This is a genomic window from Humibacter sp. (assembly GCF_051954055.1).
GTDB lineage: Bacteria > Actinomycetota > Actinomycetes > Actinomycetales > Microbacteriaceae > Humibacter.
This window is the reverse complement of record NZ_JBQCIE010000108.1, coordinates 1-22743: the sequence shown is the minus strand read 5'-3', so window position 1 is coordinate 22743 and position 22743 is coordinate 1. Positions and strand designations below refer to the sequence as shown.

The 22743-nt window shown below is 68.4% G+C and carries 15 protein-coding genes; 7 read left to right on the top strand and 8 right to left on the bottom strand.

Features of this window, described 5'->3' with window-relative positions:
* Positions 1-62: 62 nt before the first annotated feature.
* From ACTHNC_RS13680 to ACTHNC_RS13670, 3 genes are read right to left on the bottom strand one after another with little or no spacing between them, the layout of a single operon-like run.
* On the bottom strand, positions 63-983 hold the full coding sequence (locus ACTHNC_RS13680) for an alpha/beta hydrolase (protein WP_440295162.1): 921 nt from the start codon (positions 981-983) through the stop codon (positions 63-65).
* Positions 980-2143 carry an L-rhamnose isomerase gene (gene rhaI, locus ACTHNC_RS13675; RefSeq protein WP_440295161.1) on the bottom strand — a complete coding sequence of 388 codons (1164 nt, stop codon included), beginning with the start codon at positions 2141-2143 and terminating at the stop codon, positions 980-982. Before rhaI ends, ACTHNC_RS13680 begins: the two co-directional genes overlap by 4 nt.
* On the bottom strand, positions 2140-2631 hold the full coding sequence (locus tag ACTHNC_RS13670; RefSeq protein WP_440295160.1) for an L-rhamnose mutarotase: 492 nt from the start codon (positions 2629-2631) through the stop codon (positions 2140-2142). Before ACTHNC_RS13670 ends, rhaI begins: the two co-directional genes overlap by 4 nt.
* A 348-nt stretch (positions 2632-2979) precedes the next feature.
* On the opposite strand from ACTHNC_RS13670, the gene ACTHNC_RS13665 reads away from it, so the two are divergent.
* From ACTHNC_RS13665 to ACTHNC_RS13655, 3 genes are read left to right on the top strand one after another with little or no spacing between them, the layout of a single operon-like run.
* Complete coding sequence (locus ACTHNC_RS13665; protein ID WP_440295159.1) at positions 2980-3981, top strand: LacI family DNA-binding transcriptional regulator; 1002 nt, start codon at positions 2980-2982, stop codon at positions 3979-3981.
* 33 nt (positions 3982-4014) lie between these two features.
* Positions 4015-5439 carry a proline--tRNA ligase gene (gene proS, locus ACTHNC_RS13660; RefSeq protein ID WP_440295158.1) on the top strand — a complete coding sequence of 475 codons (1425 nt, stop codon included), beginning with the start codon at positions 4015-4017 and terminating at the stop codon, positions 5437-5439.
* A gap of 20 nt (positions 5440-5459) precedes the next feature.
* Positions 5460-6242 carry a nucleotidyltransferase domain-containing protein gene (locus ACTHNC_RS13655; RefSeq protein WP_440295157.1) on the top strand — a complete coding sequence of 261 codons (783 nt, stop codon included), beginning with the start codon at positions 5460-5462 and terminating at the stop codon, positions 6240-6242.
* Between the two features lie 26 nt (positions 6243-6268).
* Here ACTHNC_RS13655 and ACTHNC_RS13650 read toward each other — a convergent pair whose 3' ends face one another.
* The 3 genes from ACTHNC_RS13650 to ACTHNC_RS13640 all read right to left on the bottom strand — a co-directional run bounded on the left by ACTHNC_RS13650 (position 6269) and on the right by ACTHNC_RS13640 (position 9516).
* Entirely contained in the window at positions 6269-7177 is a 909-nt protein-coding gene (locus tag ACTHNC_RS13650) for a carbohydrate ABC transporter permease (RefSeq protein ID WP_440295156.1), read from the bottom strand.
* Entirely contained in the window at positions 7174-8103 is a 930-nt protein-coding gene (locus ACTHNC_RS13645; RefSeq protein ID WP_440295155.1) for a carbohydrate ABC transporter permease, read from the bottom strand. The genes ACTHNC_RS13650 and ACTHNC_RS13645 overlap by 4 nt, the downstream gene beginning before the upstream one ends.
* Positions 8104-8184: 81 nt before the next feature.
* Positions 8185-9516, bottom strand: coding sequence for an ABC transporter substrate-binding protein (locus ACTHNC_RS13640; protein WP_440295154.1), 1332 nt, complete (start codon positions 9514-9516; stop codon positions 8185-8187).
* A gap of 300 nt (positions 9517-9816) precedes the next feature.
* Here ACTHNC_RS13640 and ACTHNC_RS13635 point away from each other — a divergent pair, with 300 nt between their 5' ends.
* The gene (locus ACTHNC_RS13635) at positions 9817-12432 is read left to right on the top strand and encodes a glycosyl hydrolase (protein ID WP_440295153.1); all 2616 of its coding nucleotides are present in this window, start codon (positions 9817-9819) and stop codon (positions 12430-12432) included.
* Positions 12429-13280 carry a dihydrodipicolinate synthase family protein gene (locus ACTHNC_RS13630; RefSeq protein WP_440295152.1) on the top strand — a complete coding sequence of 284 codons (852 nt, stop codon included), beginning with the start codon at positions 12429-12431 and terminating at the stop codon, positions 13278-13280. Before ACTHNC_RS13635 ends, ACTHNC_RS13630 begins: the two co-directional genes overlap by 4 nt.
* A gap of 18 nt (positions 13281-13298) precedes the next feature.
* On the opposite strand, the gene ACTHNC_RS13625 is transcribed toward ACTHNC_RS13630, so the two are convergent.
* Together ACTHNC_RS13625 and ACTHNC_RS13620 are read right to left on the bottom strand one after the other, a co-directional pair.
* A complete protein-coding gene (locus tag ACTHNC_RS13625) occupies positions 13299-15563 on the bottom strand; it encodes a family 78 glycoside hydrolase catalytic domain (RefSeq protein WP_440295151.1) in 2265 nt (754 codons plus the stop codon).
* Positions 15564-15630: 67 nt separating this feature from the next.
* Entirely contained in the window at positions 15631-18417 is a 2787-nt protein-coding gene (locus ACTHNC_RS13620; protein WP_440295150.1) for a family 78 glycoside hydrolase catalytic domain, read from the bottom strand.
* Between the two features lie 423 nt (positions 18418-18840).
* Here ACTHNC_RS13620 and ACTHNC_RS13615 point away from each other — a divergent pair, with 423 nt between their 5' ends.
* Both ACTHNC_RS13615 and ACTHNC_RS13610 read left to right on the top strand, forming a co-directional pair.
* Positions 18841-20229 carry an MFS transporter gene (locus ACTHNC_RS13615; protein WP_440295149.1) on the top strand — a complete coding sequence of 463 codons (1389 nt, stop codon included), beginning with the start codon at positions 18841-18843 and terminating at the stop codon, positions 20227-20229.
* 40 nt (positions 20230-20269) lie between these two features.
* Entirely contained in the window at positions 20270-22525 is a 2256-nt protein-coding gene (locus ACTHNC_RS13610) for a family 78 glycoside hydrolase catalytic domain (RefSeq protein WP_440295148.1), read from the top strand.
* The last annotated feature ends 218 nt before the right edge of the window (positions 22526-22743 follow it).

Here is a 22743-nt window from a genome sequence, read left to right as displayed (position 1 = left end):
GGTGTACTCCACTGGAGGTGTCGATGCCGACGGCCGGCCTTGCCGGGATGCCGCCGGCGAGGTCAGTCGGATGTCTTCAGCGCCAGGATGCGCGCAGCGAAGCGCTCGAGGGAAGCGGATGCCGCCGCTTCCTCCGGACGGTTCAGGTGGCCGTGCCCGGTACCAGGCTCGGTCGAGACGTCGATCTCGACACCCGCCGCCCGGAGAGAGGCGGCGAAGGCCTCTCCCGAGACCCGGAGCTCGTCGATCTCGCCGTTGATCATGATCACGGGCGGGAAGGATTTCAGCTGCTCGGTGGTCGCCGTACCGGGAACCGCGTAGACGGGCAGGTCGTCGGCGGGTGCGGCGTCCAGCGGCGCACCGAGGTAGTTCTGGTACATGCGCGAGACGGCGCTCGGGCCGAACCGGTCGGCATCCGGGTCGGCGTCGAGGGCGGCGCGCAGGTCGGCATCCGGATGCGGCTGCACGGCCAGCAGCGTCGGGTACGCGAGCACCGCCAGGGCCGGCACGGGGCCGCCCTCGTGCACGAGCCGCAGCGTCGAGCCCGTGGCGATGTTGCCGCCGGCGCTCGCTCCGCCGAGTGCCCACGGCCCGTCGGCGAGACCAGACTCCACCGCCCAGCGGAAGGCGAACACGACCTCATCGACCGGCACCGGATAACGCACACCCTCCGTCGTCGCCGGCTTCTCCGGCGGCGACGCGAACTCCTCGGGAGTCGGCGCCAGCCGGTAGTCGACCGAGACCACGGTGATCCCTCGCCGAGCGAACTCGCGCGCGACCCAGTCGCCCTCCGGCATGTCGAGGTCGCCGGCGAAGAACCCGCCGCCGTGCAGCCACACGAGGCCGGGCCCGGCCGGCTCTTGCGGTCGGTACACGCGCACCCGTAGCGGGCCGTGCGGGCCCTCGATCGCGCGGTCGTCCACGTGAACTTCGGATGCCTGCTCCGCTCCGGATGCCTGCACCTCGGTCGGCACGGAACTCACGCGCCCCATCCCGCCTGGGTGCCGCCGACGCGCTCGTCCTCGATGCGCTGCTGGTAGCCGGATGCCTCATACGCTGCGCTCGGATCGCGCGGCAGTCCGCGAGACTCCCGCCAGTCGGCGAGGTCGGGGCGGACATCCGTGTAGAAGGCATCCATCACGATGCCGTTGGCCGCCAGCACGTCGCCGGCGTTCTGCGCGGCGGTGAGGGCATCCCGGTCGACGAGCAGGGCGCGGGCGGTCATCTCCTGCACGTTGAGCACGGAGCGGATCTGACCGGGGATCTTCTTCTCGATGTTGTGGCACTGGTCGAGCATGAACGCCACGTCGGGGTTCGCGTACCCGCCGCCGCGGATCACCTCGAGGATGATGCGGAACAGCTGGAACGGATCCGCCGCTCCCACGATCAGGTCGTCGTCGGCGTAGAACCGCGAGTTGAAGTCGAACGAGCCGAGCTTTCCGAGGCGCAGCAGCTGCATCACGATGAACTCGATGTTGGTGCCCGGCGCGTGGTGCCCGGTGTCGAGACAGACGACGGCACGGTCCCCGAGCGCGCTCACCTGGGCGTAGGAGGTGCCCCAGTCCGGCACGTCGGTGTGGTAGAACGCGGGCTCGAAGAACTTGTACTCCAGCACGAGGCGCTGTCCGTCGCCGAGCGAAGCGTAGATCTTCGACAGCGAGTCGTGCAGGCGATCCTGACGGGCGCGCATGTCATCCTGACCCGGATAGTTCGTGCCATCCGCCAGCCAGATCTTGAGGTCCCGGCTGCCGGTCTCGTTCATGATGTCGATGCACTCGAAATGGTGATCGATCGCCTTCTGCCGGATGCGCGGGTCGGAGTGCGTGACCGATCCCAGCTTGTAGTCGTCGTCCTGGAACGTGTTCGAATTGATCGTGCCGAGGGTGACGCCGTTGTCTTCGGCGTGCTTCTTCAGATCGGAGTACGACGGCACCTTGTCCCACGGAATGTGCAGCGCCACGCTGGGAGCCAGGCCTGTGTACTTGTGCACCTGGGCGGCATCCGAGATCTTCTCGAACGGGTCCCGCGGCGTGCCGGGCGAACCGAACACCTTGAACCGTGTGCCGGAGTTGCCGAACGCCCAGCTCGGCAGCTCGATCGCCTGGCGGCCGAGCAGATCGAGCGTGTCTGACGAGATGGTCATGTGGTTGCCTTTCGTGCCTCGCCCACGACGCCGTGGGCCTGTTCTGACGTTTCGGGGGCGGATGCCTGTGCTTCGGATGTGTCTGTGCCGGATGTCCCTGTGCCGGATGTCTCTGTAGCGGATGCCTGCATCTCTGCTGGCTGCGAAGCCGCGAGCAGCAGCTGCTCGAGATTGAACACCTCGGGAAGCTGTTCGGATGCCTGGTCAGCGCGCCCGTCGAGCGCGACGAAGAAGCGCGCCATGTCCGCCTCCCAGCGTGCCGCAACCTCCGACTGTGCGAGATAGCGCTCGCTCGCCGCCGCGTCGTCTGTCTCGAAGTATCCGACGAGTTCGCCGTCGTCGGCCAGGAACAGGGAGTAGTTACGGCGACCGGATGCCTCGATCTCGCGCAGCATCTCCGGCCACACGCTCGCGTGCCGGGCGCGGTACTCGTCAAGAAGTTCCGGCCGCACCTTCAGCCGGAAGCACACCCGTTGTGTCGACGTCATCGGCAATCCTTTCGCGAGCCATTGAATCGTTTCACAAACGTTGCCCGCTCGCAACCCGGCATGCCTCTTCGACGCCCAGCCGTTATCCGAGTGTTGCGGGAGGTGCCGGGCCTCCGCCCGGCGCGCGTCTCCCGCGAATTGCGGGCCGAAGTTGTCGGGTGGATGCCGTCGAAGCGACACTTCGGGACCGCAATTTCGCTGGGGCGGTCAACCTCGTACAGTGGAGCGGCGTTCCATCTCCTTGGCCATGCGCGCCGACGTGAGATGATTCGTTTCACGTACCGGGCCAAGGCGGGCTAGCAGGCGAAGCGGCCGCGAGCACCTTCACCGGGCGTCAGGAGGTCTCTCATGGTGAGTGTGCGCGACGTCGCGATCGCGGCGGGCGTCTCGGTGGGCACCGTCTCGAACGTGCTCAACCGGCCGGAGCGCGTCGCGGCGTCCACGGTCGAACGCGTCAACGCGGCGATCGCCGACCTCGGATTCGTGCGCAACGACGCGGCACGCCAGCTGAGGGCTGGCCGCAGCAGAAGCATCGGCCTCATCGTGCTCGACGTGGGCAACCCGTTCTTCACCGACGTGGCCCGCGGCGCCGAGGGCCGGGCATCCGAAGACGGATTCTCCATCCTGCTCGGCAACAGCGACGAGGCCACCTCGCGCGAGGGCGCCTACCTCGACCTGTTCGAGGAGCAGCGTGTGCACGGGGTGCTGATCAGCCCGGTCGCCGACGACCTGCCGAGGCTGCGCAAGACGCGCGATCGCGGCATCCCGGTCGTGCTCGTCGACCGCGAGGCGCCGGACCGCAGCTTCTCCTCCGTCGCGGTGGACGACGTCGCGGGCGGCCGCACCGCGGTAGAGCACCTCATCGAGACCGGCCGCAGGCGCATCGCCTTCGTGGGCGGCCCCGACTCGATCAGGCAGGTCGCCGACCGTCTCTCCGGAGCGAGGATCGCGGCGTCCGAGCGTGCCGGTGCGGCGCTCGAGTACGTGCCGACGTCCACGCTCACGGTGCGGGCGGGCGCGGAGGCGGGCGCCGCGCTGCTGGCGCGCGAGACATCCCGTCGTCCGGATGCCGTGCTCGCCGCGAACGACCTGGTCTCGATCGGGGTGCTGCAGGCCGCGATCGCCGCAGGGATGCGTCCACCGCACGACCTCGCGATCATCGGATACGACGACATCGACTTCGCCGCAGCCGCGACGGTTCCGCTGAGCTCGATGCGGCAGCCGGCCGCGCTGATCGGTCACACCGCCGTCGACCTGCTGCTGGGCGAGGCGGAGCGCGGCGAGGGCTTCGAGCCGAAGCAGATCGTCTACCAGCCCGAGCTCGTCGTGCGCGAGTCGACGGCCGGCTGAGCCGCCGCCGCCTGAGACCAATATCGTGGTGCGATGACCACTAGCGGTGCGGCCGGCGTTCTGGCGTCGTGGCGCGATGACTTTCCTCGTTGGTATCAGGATGTGCTCGAGAAGGCGCAGCTGGCCGACAACGGTCCGGTGCGCGGCACGATGGTCATCCGACCGTATGCGTACGCCATCTGGGAGCGCATGCAGGCCGACGTGGATGCCCGCATCAAGGCGACCGGCGCCGAGAACGTCTACCTGCCGCTGTTCATCCCGCAGTCCTACCTCGAGCGCGAGGCCGAGCACGTCGAGGGCTTCAGCCCGGAACTCGCCGTCGTCACGCACGCCGGAGGCAAGGAGCTCACAGAGCCGGTCGTGGTGCGCCCGACCAGTGAGACGGTGTTCGGCGAGCTGATGTCGAAGTGGGTGCAGTCGCACCGGGACCTCCCCATGCTGTTGAACCAGTGGTCGAACGTGGTGCGCTGGGAGTTGCGTCCGCGACTCTTCCTCCGTACGACGGAATTCCTCTGGCAGGAGGGGCACACAGCCCACGCGACGGCGGAGGATGCTGCGGAGTACGCCAGGCGCATCCACTTGGAGGTGTACCGCGACTTCCTGCAGAACACGCTGGCCATCCCCGTTCTCGTCGGAGTGAAGAGTCCGCGCGAGCGGTTCGCCGGAGCGGTGAACACCATGACATGCGAGGGCATGATGGGCGACGGCAAGGCGCTCCAGCTGGCGACCAGCCACGAGCTCGGGCAGAACTTCGCACGCGCCTTCGACATCACCTATACGGATGCCGCGGGTACGGAACGGATCTGCTGGACGACCTCCTGGGGTGCCAGCACACGCATGATGGGCGGCCTCATCATGTCGCACGGCGACCAGGCCGGTCTGCGGGTTCCTCCGCGCATCGCGCCGATCCAGGTCGTCGTCATCGCCGTGAAAGACGACGAGCGCACCGTCGGCGCGGCCTCCGCGGTCGTCGATGAGCTGGCCGAAGTCGGAGTGCGAGCGCGGCTGGATGCGCGTTCGACGCCGGGCTTCGGCCGCCGCGTCGTCGACTGGGAGCTGAAGGGCGTTCCGGTGCGCATCGAAGTCGGACCACGTGACCTGGATGCGCAGCAGGCGACGATCGCCCGACGGGACCAACCGAGCAAGACCGTGCTCCCGCTCGACGCGCTGAGAACCGCCGTGCCGGGAATACTCGACGCCATCCAGGACGAACTCCTCGAGCAGGGACGTCGGCGCCTGAACGCCAACACTGTCGACGTGGCATCCATCGCGGATGCCGCGGCTGCTGCCGCCACCGGATTCGCGCGCATCCCCTATGCCACCCTCGGCGAGCACGGCGAAGACCAGCTCGCAGCGAGCGCCGTCACCGTTCGCTGCCTGCAGACCGCAGACGGCGGCGTGCCCGTCCGCGACGACGAACTCGCCGAGCTCTTCGCGATCGTCGCCCGCAGCTACTGAGTGATCGCCGAAGGGATCTCATGGAGCACCACGACCGAGCACTCGCCGCGTACCTCGACGACGTGCGGCGCGATCCCGACGTGCTCGCCGTCATCCTGGTCGGCTCCCTCGCCAGGGGCTCCGAGCGCGAGGACTCCGATGTCGACCTCTACCTCGTGGTCAACGACGAGCGCTTCGCCCGCGAGACGGATGCCGGCAGGTTCGCCTGGACCGACCGTCACGGCCTCGACTACCCGGGTTCGTACATCGACATCAAGTTGGCCAGCCCGGCCTATCTTCACGCGGCGGTCGAGCGAGGGGATGACCCGACCCGCGCCTCGTTCGCCGGGGCCAGGGTCGCATACGCCGTCGAGCCCGGCTTCGACGACCTCGTGGCACGCATCTCCGCGCTTCCGGATGCCGCATGGAACGAGCGCGTGCGATCGCACGTCGCGCAGGCGCGCCTCTACGGCGGCTACTTCCTCGTGCAGGGAGCAGAGCGAGGTGACGAGTTCCTCGTGCGCCACGCCTCCGTGCATCTCACGCTCGCAGCGGCCCGTGCCGCACTTGCCGCCGCGCACGTGCTCATGCCCGGCCCGAAATACATCTCGAAGCTCGTACGGTCCGTGCCGAGCCCTGACGGCTTCGTCCAGGCGTGGGACCGCGCCGTGCGGGAGCCGGGCACGCAGAGCGGATCCGACCTGCTGAACCGGCTGATGGAGTGGCTCGGCAACGGCGTCACCTCCGATGAGACGCTCTCGACGTTCATCAGGGACAACGAGCTCAGCTGGCTGCGCGGCGGGGTGCCGGCCGAGTACTTCTGACCCGGCGCCCGTCCGCTACGCCTCGGTCATCCCTTCACCGCACCGCTCGTCATGCCGGCCACGATCTGACGGTTGAAGAAGATGTACATGATCAACGGCGGGATCGTGATGAGCAGGATGTTCATGAACAGCAGGTTGTACTGACTCACCGCCTGACTCTGGAAGTTGTAGAGCGTCAGCTGCACCGTGGGGTTCGCGCTGCTCGGCAGGAAGTACAGCGGACCGGTGAAGTCGTTGAACACGGCGACGGCCTGCACCACCACGACCGTGACGACCACGGGTCGCAGCAACGGGAGGATGACCTGGAAGAACAACCGCATCGGTCCTGCGCCGTCGATGATGGCCGCCTCGTCGAGCTCTCTCGGGATTGTGGCGACGAACGCGCGGAACAGCAGGATCGAGAACGAGAGCCCGAGCGTCGCCTCGATCAGGATCATGCCGGGGAGCGTGTCGAACATCCCGATGCCCTGCAGCACCCAGATGGTCGGAACGACCGCCGGCGGCACGATCAGCCCCGCCAGCACCAGGAAGTTCACGAGCGGATTCAGCCTCGTCCTCCTGCGGTGCAACAGGTATCCGCACATCGCCGAGAAGACGACCATGATGGCCACGCTCGCGATCGTCAGGATGAAGCTGTTGATGAACGCGGCGAGCAGCTGGTAGTTGTTCGTCTGGATGACCTCGAAGAAGTTCTGCCCCACCTGCCACGTCGTCGGCAGGCTGAACCCCATCAGCCCGGCCTCTTTCGGGTCCTTCGCCGCTTGCAGAACGACGAAGATGAACGGCACCAGGAACACGACGATCGACACGAGGATCGCGATGATTCCGACAAGATACTTCCTGGCGAACCGGCGCGCGGTCATGGGACGCCGGGGCGGATGCAGACGGCCGCGCTCGCCGCGCGGAGCGGTGGTGATGGCTCTGGTGACGGTCACAGGTCCGCCTCCCTTCGGTTGAGGAACCATTGGACGGGCAGCATGATCGCGGTGACGACGAGGAAGAGGATGACGTTGCCCGCCGTCGAGAGGCCGAAGAAGCCGGCCTGGTACTGCTTGTAGATCACCGACGCGATCACGTCGCTGGAGAATCCGGGACCCCCGTTGGTCATCGCCCAGATCAGGTCGAACGAACGCAGACCGCCGATGAGCGAGAGGATGATGACGGTCGCCATCGCGGGACGCACGAGCGGGAGGGTGATGTTGCGGAACACGTTCCACGCCCCGGCACCATCCACTCGCGCGGCCTCGAAGTACTCGGACGGGATGGCCACGATGCCCGCCATGAAGATGAGCGTGGCGATTCCCACGCCCTTCCAGATGTCGACTCCCGCGACGGTGAGCAGGGCCAGGTGCGGGTCGGTGTACCAGCCGGGTTGCGGCAGATGGAAGAAGCCCAGCACCTGATTCACAACGCCGTGGAACGGGTCGAGGAGTGCTTTGAAGGTCAGGCCGACGCCGACCGTGGAGACCAGCACGGGGAAGAACACGACGGCACGGAGGTAGCCCCTGCCGAACGTGGCACCCGTGAGCAGCAGCGCGAGCGCCAGACCGATCACCACCTTCGCCGCCGAGGTGACGAAGCCGTAGATGAATGTGTTGACGAAACCCTGGGTCAGGGCCGGTGTCTGGAAGAACTGAACGAAGTTGCCGAAGCCGATGAACGTCTGACTGAACAGCGTCCACCTGGTGAGGGCGAAGTAGAACGACGAGAACGTCGGCAGCGCGAAGAAGATGAGGTAGAGCACACCCGCCGGAATGTAGAACCACGACGGGTAAGGGCTGCGGATGCCGCGGCCGTTGCGTGCTCTGCGTGGCGTTCTCGTGGGGGCGACCGGATCGATGGTCACGGATGCGGTGGTCATGGGCACTCCTTACGAGGGAGCGGGGGCCGGCCATGTGCCAGCCGGCCCCGACTCTCGATCATTGCTCGGATGAGCGGTGGGTCACCAGCCCTTGATCCCGAGCTGTTGTGCCTGGGCCTTGACATCCTGGTCGTACTGCTGCGCACCCACCGGCGCTGTCGTCGTGCCCGACGCGACTCCGATGAGGATCGTCTCGAGGTTCGGTCCCTTGATCGGCGACTTGAACTCGAGTGCAGGGCTCGCGTCGTCATCGCTGATGTACTTCTGTACATCCTTCGTGAATGCGGGTGCGTTGGAGGGCAGCTTGCACGCACTCGTGGCGTACGGTCCGGCAGCTGCTCCTGTCTTGTTCTGCACGTCGCATCCCTCAGGCGAGTTCGCGAATGCTACGAAGTTCTTCGCGGCCTGCAGCTTGTCACCGGTGGTGGTGCTGGCGATGTACAGCGCATTCGGCTCCCAGAGGGTCAGGGACGTGTACTTCGCCTCAGGCGACGGGATCGCGAAGACCCCGATGTCATTGATGTTGCTCGGGTTGTCCTGCTGAACAGTGGCCATCGATCCGGTGAGCATCGGGTACTGCGCACCCTTGCCGGTGGCGAGCGCATCCATCGCCTGTGCGTTGGTCATCGACGCGTAGTCCTTGTTGACCAGGCCGTCAGCGACGATCTCGGCCGTGTGCTGGAAGCCCTCGAACGCGGGCTGATTGACGTACTTCGCGTTGCCCTTGTTGTTCGTGTAGTTGTCGGCCCAGCTCGGGTCCTGCTTGTTGATGTTGGCGAAATCGCCGAGCACCAGGAGCTGACTGGTCCAGGTGTCGCCGAACGACTGCAGGATCGGTGCAACGCTCGGGTCGGAGGACTGGATCTTCTTGCTGTTGGCGATGAACTCGTCCCACGTGGTCGGGATCGAGAGGCCGAGCTGCTGGTAGATCTTCTTGTTGTAGAGGATGCCGCCGGCCTGCGAGGTGCCCAGCGGCGCTCCGTAGATCTTGCCGTCGACCGAGACGACCTCCTTGAAGTTCTTGTCGAGGTCCTTCACCCAGCTCTCGCCGCTGAGGTCGACCATGCTGGTCTTCGGGTTGAGCGCCTGGAACAACGAGCCCGAGTTGTAGTGGAACACGTTGTCCATCGTCTTCGTCGACAGCTTGGTCTTCATCAGGTTGTCGCCCTGGGTTCCGGTGGGCTGGGTGTCCATCTTCACGTGGACGTTCGGGTACTTCTTCTCGAACGCCGCGATCAGGGCCTTGCCCTGGGCTGTGTCGGTCGCGTCGTTTCCGGTGAGGTAGGTGATGGTCACCTTGGCGCCGGAGTTCGAGCCGGTGCTGCCGAAGCCGCTGCAGCCCGCGAGGGTGAGGGCGACGGCTGCGACTGATGCGGTCGCCACCAGGGCGCGCCGCAGAGGGGAGAACTTCATCCCGTTACCTCCTTGTAATGCGAGACGGTCCATTCCGCTCGCCACGGGGAATTCTTCGAATGGCAATTGAAACCATTCAATAACTCGAACGATACGGGGCCTCAATAGGGTGGTCAAGCGTTATCGAGGTTTCCTCGTCACGATCTGGTAACCGTTACTGGGCCCGGCTGCTCGTTGTTGACGCCGCATCCTGAATCGTTTCATGATGGAGAGCGCTTACCCGCCCGTATTGCCGCGTTCCGAAAAACGCGAACGTGTCGAGCCGCTGCGGCGGGAGACGACTCACGAAGGAGAGAGTCCATGACCACAGCAGCCGAGCTTCTCGCAGGATTCGCCGCTCCCGCGCCGGAGGCGAGGCCGATGATGCGCTGGTGGTGGTTCGGGCCCGACGTCGAGCGCACGGACATCGTGCGCCAGCTGAAGGCGGTCGCGGATGCCGGACTCGGCGGGGTCGAGGTGGCCTACGTCTACCCGCTCAGCACGGTCGAGCATCCGTTCGGATCCGCGGAGTTCCTGAACGATCTGCGCTTCGCCGCAGACACCGCAGCATCGCTCGGTCTGCGCTTCGACCTCACCCTCGGCAGCGGATGGTCGTTCGGCGGCCCGCACATCACCGCCGAGACGGCCTCGCGACGATTGATCTGGGACGTGCGGGAGATAGGCGGCAACGCGCTGCGCATCGGCATCGAGCCGCGCTGGCCGGGCGAGGAGCTGGTCGGGGCGTACCTCGGCGAGGGCTCGCTGCAGGAGCCCCCGGTCTCCTTCGAACGGCTCGAGGCGGGGGATGGTGCGGTGCTCGTCGACGCCGGGCGCAGCCCGCGGCTTGTTGCGATCGCGTGGTCGGCGCCGACCGGCCAGCAGGTCAAGCGCGCGGCCGTCGGCGCGGAAGGGCCGGTGCTCGACCACTACTCGAAGACCGCCGTGCTCGATCACCTTCGCGCGGTCGCCGAGCCCCTGGTGGAGGCCGTGGGTGCCGAGCGCATCGGATCCGTCTTCTGCGACAGCCTCGAGGCCTACGACGCCGACTGGACTTCGAACCTTCCCGGCGAGTTCCGTGCACGGCACTCGCGCGATCCCCTCGATGAGCTGTGGAAGCTGCGCTTCGACGCCGTGGGCGCCGACCTGTTCCGCGCCGAGTTCTACGAGACGCTCTCCGACCTGTTCGAGGAGAACTTCCTCGGCGTCATCCGCGAGTGGGCGGCGCAGCGCGGTGTGCCATTCCGGGTGCAGAACTACGGCGTTCCGCTCACCAGGCTCAGCGCGTACGCTTCCGTCGACATCATCGAGGGCGAGGGGTGGGGATGGGGCGGCGTGACGCAGACGCGCTGGGCGGCATCCGCGGCGCACCGACTCGGTCGCGACATCGTCTCTGCTGAGACCTGGACGTGGGTGCACTCGCCATCGCTGCGCGCCACGCCACTTGACCTGAAGGGCGAGGCGCACGAGCACTTCCTGCTCGGCGTGAACCACCTGATCGGCCACGGCTGGCCCGCGTCGCCGGCCCGGTCTGGGGTGAACCTCGGGAGGCTGTTCTATGCATCCGGAGCCCTCGACGACCGTAACGCGTGGTGGCCGGCCATGCCGGCGCTCGCCGCATACCTGACTCGGCTGTGCTGGCTACTGCGGCAGGGCCGCCCTGTGGCCGACGTGATGCTGTACCTGCCGTCCGCCGACGCGTACGACGTGCTCGGGCTCGCCCAGGGCGGATCCCTCGACCTCTGGCGCACCGCGCGCGCGATCATCGGAGACGCGATTCCGGCCGCGATCCGCGACGCGGGTTTCGATTTCGACCTGATCGACGATCGGATGCTCGAAACACTCGACCCCGCCACGGTCGCCTCCACGGGCCCGGTGGTGCTGCCGCACGTCGAGCGGTTGCCCGAGAGCGTGCACGGCTGGCTTCGTGCCGTGTGCGCGTCCGGCGGCACGGTCATCGAGGTGCGAAGCGAGGCGGCAACTTCGCCTACAGACGACTCGAGCTGGCGCGTGATCACCGACGAGGAGCTCGCCGGCGCCCTGCGCGCCACAGGGAACCCCGACCTGCGCGTCGAGCCGGCGTGCTCGGACATCGGATTCGTGCACCGCCGAGTGGGCGACGTCGACGTGTATTTCGTGGCCAACGCCGGCGCCGAGACCCGTCGCTTCTCCGCGGCGCCGCGCGCGAGCGGGTCCCGCTGGCAGCTCTGGGATCCGCAGACCGGACGCGTGACCGAGGAGGGCGACGCGGGCGCGGTCCCGCTCGAGCTGGCGCCCTACGAGGCCGCCGTGCTCGTGCTGGGAGACGGTGCGGCATCCGTCGGGTCGGCCCCGGAAGCCGGCACGGTCACTGCGGGTGAGCATCCGCTCGGCGACGGCGCGCGCCCGTGGACGGTCGCGTTCCCCGGCGAGGACGCGTCGCCCGTCGTGCTTCCGCACGAGTGGAGCGGCGAGCGGCCGTACTTCGCGGGCACAGCGACGTACGAGCATGTGTTCGATGCGACGGAGCTCTGGGGCGACGAACCGCCGGCACGCGTCGAGCTCGACTTCGGTGAGGCGGAGCCGGTGCGGGCGGGCGACGCGGCGGAGCGCGGGATGCGCGGGGCATCCTTCCGCGCCATGGTGCAGCCGCCGATCCGGGAGATCGCCGTCGTCACGCTGAACGGCGTGGAGTGCGGCACTCTCTACGCGCCGCCGTATCGTCTGGATGTGACCGACTCGCTCCGCCCAGGCGACAACGTGCTGCGCATCACCATCGGGAACGCCACGGCCGCGGCGCTGGCCGCACCGAATGCCGCACGGAGTCTCGAGGCGGATGTCGCGGCATCCCACGAGCAGTACGGCGTGCGGTTCCGCATGCAAGACGTGGAGCACGCCGCCGATGGCCTGCGGTCCGGGCTGCTGGCCGTGCCGACGCTGCGTTGGGAGGCATCGCGATGACCGAGCTCGTCTGCGCTCCGATCACGCCGTTCCGCGAGGACGGCGAGCTCGACGTGCCCGGCACGCGGGCGCTGTTCGAGGCGATCAGGGCATCCGGAGTCGGCGCCGTGTTCACGCCGGGCACGACGGGCGAGTTCACGGCACTGGACGACGGCGAACGGATGGCGGTCATCGAGTGCGCGCTCGGGGTCTTCGGCGCCGACGGTGTGTATGCGCACGTCGGCGCTGCGACGGCTCGGCAGGCCGTCGCGCTCGCTCGCGCCGCATACGACAGAGGGGCGACGAGGTTGGCCGCGATCACGCCCTACTACCAGACGGCAGGACCGGTCGCCGTCGCCGAGTACTTCCGTAAGCTGACCGCCGCGGTGCCGGAGGCCGAGTTCTACGTCTACGTGTTCCCGGCCCGCGCGACGACGACGGTATCCCCGGACGAGTTGGCGGCGCTCGCCGACATCCCGGGCATCGTCGGGGCGAAGATCTCTGGACTCTCGACCGAACAGGTGGCCGAGTACATCCGTTCCGTGCCGGAGGGGTTCCGCGTGCTCGCTGGCAACGACGTCGATCTGGTGCGCCTGGCGGCAGTCGGCGGTGCCGGCGTCGTGTCCGGAGTGTGCGGCGTGCTCCCCGAGCCGTTCGTGGCGGCCGCCGCAGCGCTCAATGCGGGAGAGGATGCGGCATCCTTCCAGCCCGCGATCGACCGGGCTGTCGAGACGGTCGGCGGTGGCGATATCCGTCTGCTCAAGGCGGCTGCGGCGATGCGCGGGCTGCCCGCCGGGCCGGCGCGCGTCTCGCTCGACCCGCCCACGGAGGAGCAACTGGCCACCCTGCAGGCGGCCCTCGAAGGCTGAGGGCCGCCCGGGCACGGCTCAGGATGCCGGCAACGCGACCGTCGCGGTGGCTCGCCCGCCGGCCAGGGGCCGGTCGTCCTGGCCCGGCAGGCGCAGCACGCCCGTCACGCCCTCCGGCAGCTCGGCATCCACCGTGAGCTCGTCGCCCTCGATCCTCCAGTGCACGGCGACGCGACCGTGGCGCGTCTCGAGCGCGGTCTGCACGTCGGTGAGTCCGCCGCCGGGCTGCGGCGCGACCAGCACGGAGGAGTAGCCGGGCTCGAGCGGGGCGATGCCGCCCACGACCCGATGCATCCAGTCCGCTACCGCGCCGAGCGCGTAGTGATTGAAGCTCGTCATCTGGCCGGGGTTGATGGTGCCGTCGGGCAGCATGGAGTCCCAGCGCTCCCAGACCGTCGTGGCGCCCATCGTCACCGGGTACAGCCACGACGGGCACTCGCGCTCCAGGAGCAGGCGGTACGCATCCTCGACGTGTCCGGTCTTCGTGAGCGCATCCGTGATGAACGGCGTTCCGGCGAAACCTGTCGAGATGCGATAGCCGGCCTGCGCGGCGAGTTCGGCCAGGCGACGTCCGGCGAACTCCTCGTGCTCGGGGCTGAGCAGACCGAACACGATCGCCAGCGAGTACACCGTGGTGCAGTCACTCTTCACCACGCCCTGCTCGTCGACGTACTCGTCGTTGAACGCACGGTGCAGTCGTGTCGCGATCTCGTCGAACTCGGCGTGCTCATCCTGCAGCCCCAGCACCTCGGCCACATCCGCGACGATGCGCGCCGAGCGATAGGCGGATGCCGTCGCGACGACCCCCTTGTCGGCCTTCGCGCGTGCCGGGTCGTCTGGCGGCGCATCCGGGTCGAGCCAGTCCCCGAACTGGAAGTTGCCGTCCCACACGCCGTTCGGCGAGAGCAGGGACTCGACGCGGCGCACGTGCGCGGCCATCGACCCGAACTGGCGCCGGAGCACCTCCGTGTCGCCGTATGCCTGGTAGAGCGTCCACGGCACCCAGACCGCGGCGTCGCTCCAGATCGCTGTCGCGTCGACCGGACCCAGTTCGCTCGCCCGCTCCCGGTCGGCGAACTTGAGCACGTCGGGAATGACGAACCCGACGACGCCGTCGTGGTGCTGCTGCTCCAGGTCGAGGTCGACGAGCCAGTCGGAGAGGAACGAGTCGACGTCGAAGAGGAACGCCGCGGTGGGCGCGAAGGCCGCGATGTCGCCGGTCCAGCCGAGCCGTTCGTCGCGTTGCGGGCAGTCGGTGGGAACGTCGACGAAGTTGCCGCGCATGCCCCACACCACGTTCTGGTGGAACTGGTCGAGCAGCGGATCGGATGTCGTCATCGTCCCGATCCGCGTGAGCTCGGAACCGATGACGACGGCGGTGACGGCGGTGGGATCGAACTCGCCCGGCCATCCGCTGATCTCCGCATACCGGAAGCCGTGGAACGTGAACGTGGGCTCGAACTCGTCCTCGCCACCGCTCAGGATGAACCGGTCCGTCGCCTGGGCGGAGCGCAGCGGCCGCGTGCCGAGCTCGCCGTGCTCGAGCACCTCGGCGTGGCGCACCGTGATCTCGGTTCCGACCGGTCCCTGCACGCGCAGGCGCAGCCATCCGACCAGATTCTGGCCGAAGTCGAGCAGCGTCTTGCCCGACGGCGACGTCATCACCTCGGCGACCGGCAGCTCGTTCCATCGCTTCACGTGCGGACCGATGTACGGAGCCAGCGTGTCGGTGTCGAAGTCGACGGCGTGCACGCCGACCCAGTCGCCGGCCGTGAACCCCGGATGCTTCCACGCGTCGTCGAGGCGGCGCGCGTCGATCGTCTCACCGTCGTACATCTCGTTCGCGAGCACAGCGCTCGGACCGCTCGTCCAGCTGTCGTCGGTGACGACGAGCTGGTGGCTGCCGTCGGCGAACTGGATGTCGAGCTGGGCGAACGCGCCGAGCTCGGAACCGTAGAACCAGCCGCGGCCGGTCCAGCCGAGCCGACCGCCGAACCATCCCTTGCCCAGCGCAAGGCCGATGGCAGTGCGGTCTTCGATCAGGTCCGTCACGTCGTACGTCGCGTAGCGGAGCCGCCACTCGTAGCTGCTCCAGCCGGGCGTGAGCACGTCATCCGAGACCGCCCGTCCGTTGAGCCACGCCTCGACGATCCCTCTCGCCGTGAGCGTGAGCGTTGCCCGGACGACGTCACCGTGCCCCTCGTCGAGGTCGAACTCGGTGCGGAGCAGGGGCGCTCCATCGAAGTCCGAGTCGGGCGCGATCATGTGCGCGTGCCATGTCATGGTGTCTTCGCTCTTTCCGTGTGCTCGTTGTTCGTTGTGTTCTCGCTGGGGTCGCAGGGGAGGGCGATCACGCCGTGACGAGCGCGGCCTGCCGGCGGGCGTTCAACCGGTGAACGCCATGGCGCAGGGTGAGGTCGCCGTCTGCGGACCAGCTATCGGCCAGCTCGACCTCGGCGGTGACGCCGACCGGCACGGTCACGGTGATCCAGGCGGCGTCATCCTGTCGGTTCCACTCGACGGCGAGCCGGCCGTACGGCGTGTCGACGTGCGCCTCGCACCGGTCGAGTCGTCCGTCGAGGTCGGGCGCGATGCGCGTGCTGCGGTAACCGGGCTCGACGAGCTCGATGCCGGCGACGCGACGCATCATCCAGTCCACGACGCAGCCGAACGCGTAGTGGTTCATCGAGACCCGGTCGACGGTGCCGTCCTCGTGCACGGCGTGCCACGCCTCCCAGATGGTCGTGGCTCCGTGGTCCACTTCGTACAGCCACGAGGGCGCCGTGTCCTGATGCAGCAGCGTGCGGGCGAGGTCGCGGTGCCCGTTCTCCCACAGCACGTCGAGCAGATACGGAACCGAGACGAACCCGGTGTCGAGGTGGTCCCCGGCCTCGTGGATCAGCTCGACCAGCCGGTCCACGACGGCCTGCCGCCGGTCGGCCGGCACCGCGTCGAACGCCAGCGCGAGCACGTAGATGCCCTGCAGGTCGGGCTGGATGCGGCCATCCGCCTCCACGTACTCCGCGGCGAAGGCGGCGCGCACCTTGCCCGCGTGCTCGTGGCAGGCATCCGCCAGCTCGTTCTCGCCCAACTCGGACGCCGAGGCCGCGAGCAGGTCGAGCGAGAGGATCTGGAACAGCGGCCCGGTGAGCTCGGCGGTGAGGAGCGGAGCCTTCATCATGGCCTGGAACTCGTCCTCCCCGCCCTCGAGCGTGGACGGCGCCAGCCAGTCGCCGAAGTTGAGCGGACCGTTCCAGAGCAGGGCATGGTTCGCGCGCTGCTCATCGGTGAGGTCGGCGTCGGCGAGGCGGCGGGGGAGCACCTCCGCGGCGCTCGCCGTCTGGTGGTCGACCCAGGCGCGCATCGCCTCGAGGTTGTCCGCGAGGAATCGGATGTCTCCGTAGTGCCGGTAGAGCGCCGACGGTGCGATCGTGATCGCGTCGCCCCAGCCGGCCGCGGCCCGGATGTTGAACAGGTCGTCGTCGGAAACCGGCTCCGGGTCATCCGTTGCCGGCGGCAGCGGCACGATGATCGGCACGACGCCGTCGTGCGCCTTCTGATCGATGCGCACGTTCGTCAGCCAGCGGTCGAGGAACGCCGCCACGCCCATCAGCGTCGCGGCGGTGGGCGCGAAGATCTGAAGGTCGCCGGTCCAGCCGGCCCGTTCGCGCTGCGGGCAGTCGGTCGGCACCGCAAGGAAGTTCGACCGCTGCGACCACACCGTGTTCTCGACGAGGCGGTCGAGGCGGGCATCCGACGAGGCGAAGGATGCCGTCTGCTCCAGGTCGTTCGCGATGACGACGGCTGTGAAGTCCTCCCGCCGGGGCTCGCCGGGGTAGCCGATCAGCTTGACGAAGCGGAACCCGTGGAACGTGAAGAGCGGCTCCCACGTCTCCCCCTCGGGGTCGCCGGCCAGCACGTACTCGTCCGCCTGGTCCTTGTTGACGCCGAGGATGTTGTCGAGAAAGTTGCCGTCGGCATCCACGACCTCGGCGTGCTCGAGGCGCACGACGGTCCCCGCCTCGCCGCGCACGGTCATCCGGACGCGCCCGGCGAGCACCTGGCCGAAGTCGAGCACGGTCTCGCCGGCCGGAGTGGAGAGGATGCCCGCCACCGGCAACTCCCGCACGCGCCGGATCGGCTCGCCGGTGAAGGGCACCAGTGCCACGGCGACCTCCTCCGCACCGGCGGCCAGCACGCGGCCGGCCTGCCAGGTCGAGGCGTCGAAGCCTGGCGCGTCCCACCCGTCGACGGTGCGCCGGGCATCGTGGCGCTCGCCGATGAAGATGTCGGACCAGTCGATCGGCCCGCGCGAGCTGCGCACCGTGTCGTCGGGTATGACGACGGTCGTCGTGCCGTCGGCGAGCTCGACCTCGAGGCTCCACGTCGCACGCAAGATGCGCCCGTACTGCGCGCTGCGGCCGAGGATCGAGATGCGGCCCGCGTACCAGCCGTCGCCCAGCACGACCCCGAGCACGTTCTCGCCGCCGTGCAGCAGAGCCGTGACGTCGTGCGTGTGCACCGAGATCGCGTGCTGATAGCTCTCGTAGCCCGGTGCGAGCACGCCGTCGCTCGCCGGCGCGCCGTTCAGCGACGGGGAGTTGACGCCCTGGCTCGTGATGCGCAGCCGCGCCCTCACCGGATCCGCGCCGAGCGTGAACGCCTGACGCAGGAAGCGCGGCGGGTGCAGCCTCTCGGCCAGCGGAGCGGTAGCGGCCGCTTCGGCGAACGCCTCCGGGCCGATCGAGAGCGGGCCCTCCTCGACCACGGGCTCCTGCTGCGGCTCGAACCACGGGGCGTCCCAGGAGTCGAGGCCGATGCCGAACGAGCCGCGTGCGTGCACCTCCTCGGTGTCTTCTCCGTCCCGACCGACGCGAACGGAGAGGTCCCACTCGTACTCCGCTCCCGGTTCGCCCTCGAAACCCGGAACGGACACGGCGACGGAGTCCGCGGATGCCACCCATCCGGTGTCCGCGACGGGCTCGCCCTTCGAGGTGCTCACGACGATCCGGTAGGCCAGCTGGGTCAAGGCCTCTGAGTCGCTCGCGTCGATTCGCCACGCGAAGCGCGGCGATCGGCGAGCCAGGGCGAGCGGGTTCTCCAGGTGGTCGACGCGCAGGTGGGTGAGGTGGGGCATCCGATGACTCCCTTGTCATGTGCTTGTGTCGTTCGGCTCGTGGCGAAGCGTGAAGTCGCCATGAAACGATTCAGAGGACTGCTCTCGAACCTATGCCGTCGGCACGCCGCCGTCAACCTCGGCGCGAGAGGCGCTCGACCGCGAATTGCGGTCCCGAGTTGTCGCCTCCGCGGCCTCGACACGACACTTTCGGCCAGGAATTCGCGTCCAGGTTGGGAAAACCCTTTCCGCCAGAAAGGGCGCGGCGCGAGCCGGACCCGGACGCCCTGGCGGCGGCCTCAGCAATTGTGAATCGATTCAAATCGTGTTAGCGTGCCCGTCACGTCGCATCCGCCGCATCGGCCCGCACGTCGCGTCCGCATAGGTCCGCACGTCGCATCCACCACATCCGTCGCATCCGTCCGTTCAAGGGAGAACACACGCATGGCTGACACCATCGCTGCACGCAAGGCACCGAACCCCTGGTGGGTCGCGGTGGTCTGCGGGATGGCCTCGTACATCGACGCCGCCACCATCGTCGCCACCGGAATCGCGCTCGTGATCTACCAGCAGACGATCGGTGTCACGCCGACGGAGATCGGCATCATGTCCGGCAGCCTCACGATCTGCATCGCCATCGGCGCCGTCTTCGGTGGACGCCTCGGTGACCGCTTCGGGCGCCGCGCGGTGTTCCTGGTGACGATGGCGCTCGTCGCGGTCGGCATCGCCTTCCTCGTCTTCAGCACCGCGTTCCCGCTGCTGCTCACCGGCGTCATCCTCGCCGGACTCGGCACGGGCGCCGACCTGCCCGTGTCGCTCTCGACCATCTCGGAGGCCGCCACCGATCGGAACCGGGGCGCGCTCATCGGGTTGTCGAACATCCTGTGGAGCGTGGGCATCCTCGTGCCCGTCGCCCTGTCGATCTTCGCCGGCGGCTGGGGACGCTTCGGCGGCCAGGTGCTGTTCGCCCAGATCGGCGTCGTCGCGATCGCGGTGCTGCTGTGCCGCCTCGCCATTCCGGAGTCGCCGTTCTGGAAGCAGGCGCACGTGGAGCGCACCGAGGGCATCCGCACGATCCGCGCTGACAAGGCCGGCGTGCGCGACCTTCTCAAGGCGCCGTACGCCGTGCCGTTCCTCGCCCTCCTCGTCTTCTACGCGCTGACCAACGTCGGCGCGAACACCGGCGGCCAGTTCGGTACCTACCTCGCCGTGAACGTGGCGCACATCCCGGTGCAGCTCAACTCGCTGATCGGTCTGCTCTCGTTCCCGCTCGGCATCCTGTTCGGCGTCTGGTTCATGAAGATCGTGGATGGCCGCAGCCGCATGGTCTACTTCGTGGTCGGTGCGGTCGCGCTGCTGCTCGGGTACGTGACGCCCGCCGCATTCGGCTTCAACGTGGTGACGATCGTGCTGATGAACCTGTTCATGGCGTTCGGTGGCGCGTTCGCCTTCGAGGGCATCATGAAGGTCTGGACACAGGAGTCCTTCCCGACGCTGCTGCGCTCCAGCGCGCAGGGGACCATCATCGCGGTGGCCCGCGTCGTCGCCGCGCTCCTCGCCTTCGTGACCCCCGCGCTTGTCGCGGTGAGCGCGCAGGGGCTGTACTGGTGCCTCGCCGTCGTCGTCGCTATCGGCCTCCTGGTCGCCTGGTTCGCGTTCCGCGGTGGACGCAGCAACCAGTTCGACCACGAGCAGGAACTGGATCCGGATGCCCGCACCGAGGCACCCGCGTTCGTCGCCACCGCGGCGCCCGCATCCGTCGCCACGGAGGCACCCGCATCCGTCGCCACCGCGGCGCCCGCTCGCGACACCACCGCGGCACCCACCGCTTGAGACCGCGATCCCGCTACCCCGAACGAGGACTGACTCCACGATGACCGAATCACCCGTCGACCTGCTCGCCCGCGCCGCCTTCATCACCGCCGACGCGGACCGACGCGCGGCGCCGCGGTTCCGCTTCGCCGCCGAGCCCGACCAGCCCCGCTGGCGGGTTCGCAGCGCCCGCGTCGTGGCGACGGCGCACGGCGTGTACGAGCTGAGCATCGACGGCCGTCCCGTGACGCGCTCCGTGCTCAACCCCGGCTGGACCTCGTACGAATGGCGCCTGCAGGTGCAGGAGTTCGACGTGTCCGACCTCGTGACGGCCGGTGAGGGCGCTCTGAACCTCGAGGCGCTGCTCGGCAACGGCTGGTACCGCGGCGACCTCGGGTTCGCGGGCGCCAACGCGAATTACGGCGAGGAACTGGCGTTCGCCGCCGTGCTCGAGCTCACGTTCGCGGACGGCTCCGTGCAGCGCATCGCAACGTCGGATGCCTGGCAGGCAGAGACATCCGACATCGTCGCCAACTCCCTGTACAACGGCGAGACCATCGACGCGCGCCTGCGCGGGTCATCCACTCCGCTGAGCGTTCGGGAGACGGACATCGACCGCAACACGCTCGTGCCGCAGGCCGGCCCACCGATCACCAGGCAGGAGACGCTGAAGCCGCAGAAGATCTGGGAGTCGCCATCGGGGCGCATCCTTGTCGACTTCGGCCAGAACCTCGTGGGCTGGCTGCGGTTCACGGTGCAGGGAGAGCGGGGCTCGGAGATCGTGATCCGGCATGCGGAGGTGCTCGAGCACGGCGAGCTGGGGACGCGTCCCCTGCGCGGCGCGGAAGCGACGGACCGCTTCGTGCTCAGCGGCGACACCGACTCGTTCGAGCCGACCCTGACATTCCACGGGTTCCGCTACGCCGAGGTGAGCGGGTGGCCGGGCGAGCTCACCCCCGACGCGCTCGAGGCCGTCGTGGTGCACTCCCAGATGCGCCGCACGGGCGCCTTCGAGTGCTCCGACGAGCTGGTGAACCAGCTCATCCACAACTCGGTCTGGGGTCAGAAGGGCAACTTCCTCGACGTGCCGACGGACTGCCCGCAACGCGACGAGCGGCTCGGCTGGACCGGCGACATCGCCGCCTACGCCGCATCCGCTTCGTTCCAGTTCGACACGTCCGACTTCTTGCACAAGTGGCTGCTCGACGTGCAGGCGGAGACCGAGCACGACCCGATCGGCATGGTGCCGTACGTCGTGCCGAACGTGCTCAAGTACGCCACCTTCGACGAGAGCCTTGCGGCGTTCCCGCTGGGCGCGACAGCGATCTGGGGCGACGCCGCAGTGTGGGTGCCGCAGGCGCTGTGGAACGCCTACGGCGACCGCGACCGCCTGGCAGCTCACTATCCGGGCATGGTGCTGCACCTCGAATCTGTCGAGGCCGTGCTCTCGCCGAACGGGCTCTGGGACCAGGGCTTCCAGTTCGGCGACTGGCTCGATCCCGATGCCTCCCCGCACGACCCCGCCGCAGCGAAGGCCGATCCGCACGTCGTCGCCACCGCGTGCGTCTACCGGTCGGCCGTGTTCGCGGCGGAGGCGGCGCGCATCCTCGGGAAGGATGCCGACGCGGAGCGCTGGTCCCGCCTCGCCGAGCGCACCCGCGAGGCCTTCGACGACCACTATGTCGCCGAGAACGGCCGCATCGTCTCGGACTGCGCCACCGTGTACGCGCTGGCCATCTGCTTCGACCTTCTGGATGCTCCGCTCCGCGAACGCGCGGGCGACCGGCTCGCGGAGCTGGTGCGCGAGCGCGACTACCGCGTGACGACCGGCTTCGCCGGCACCCCGTTCGTGACCTGGGCGCTCTCGGAGACCGGACACATCGAGGATGCCTACCGCCTGCTCCTGGAGCGGGAGTGCCCGTCGTGGCTGTACCCGGTGACGATGGGGGCGACCACGATCTGGGAGCGCTGGGACTCGATGCTGCCGGACGGCACCATCAACCCCGGAGAGATGACCAGCTTCAACCATTACGCGCTCGGCGCCGTCGCCGACTGGATCTACCAGGTCGTCGGCGGCATCCGCCCGGCCGAACCGGGGTACGCGCGCGTGCTCATCCAGCCGCAGCCAGGCCCAGGAATCGCCTGGGCGCGCACGGCGTACGAGGCGGCATCCGGACGCATCGCCGTCTCGTGGCGAACCGGCGACGACGGTTTCACGCTCGAGGCGTCGGTGCCGGAGGGCGTGCCGGCAACGATCGTGCTGCCGGACGGCAGCAGCCGCGAGGTGCGCGGAGGAGAGCACACGTTCAGCTGCTGAGCGCTCACGCGACGTGTCACCCTCACGCGAGACTAGGCGTATGAGCTGAAACTAGCCGCACGGCACGTAGCGTCGGCTGTTATGTCGCAGAATATCGGTGACAGTTCTGTGTCAGGACATCGGTGACGCTTCGGCTGGTCTTGGTGGTGACACTTCGGCGGGTCAGATTGGTGAGTGAAGCACTCCGAGCCCGTTGATCCCCGTGTCCGTCTCGCTAT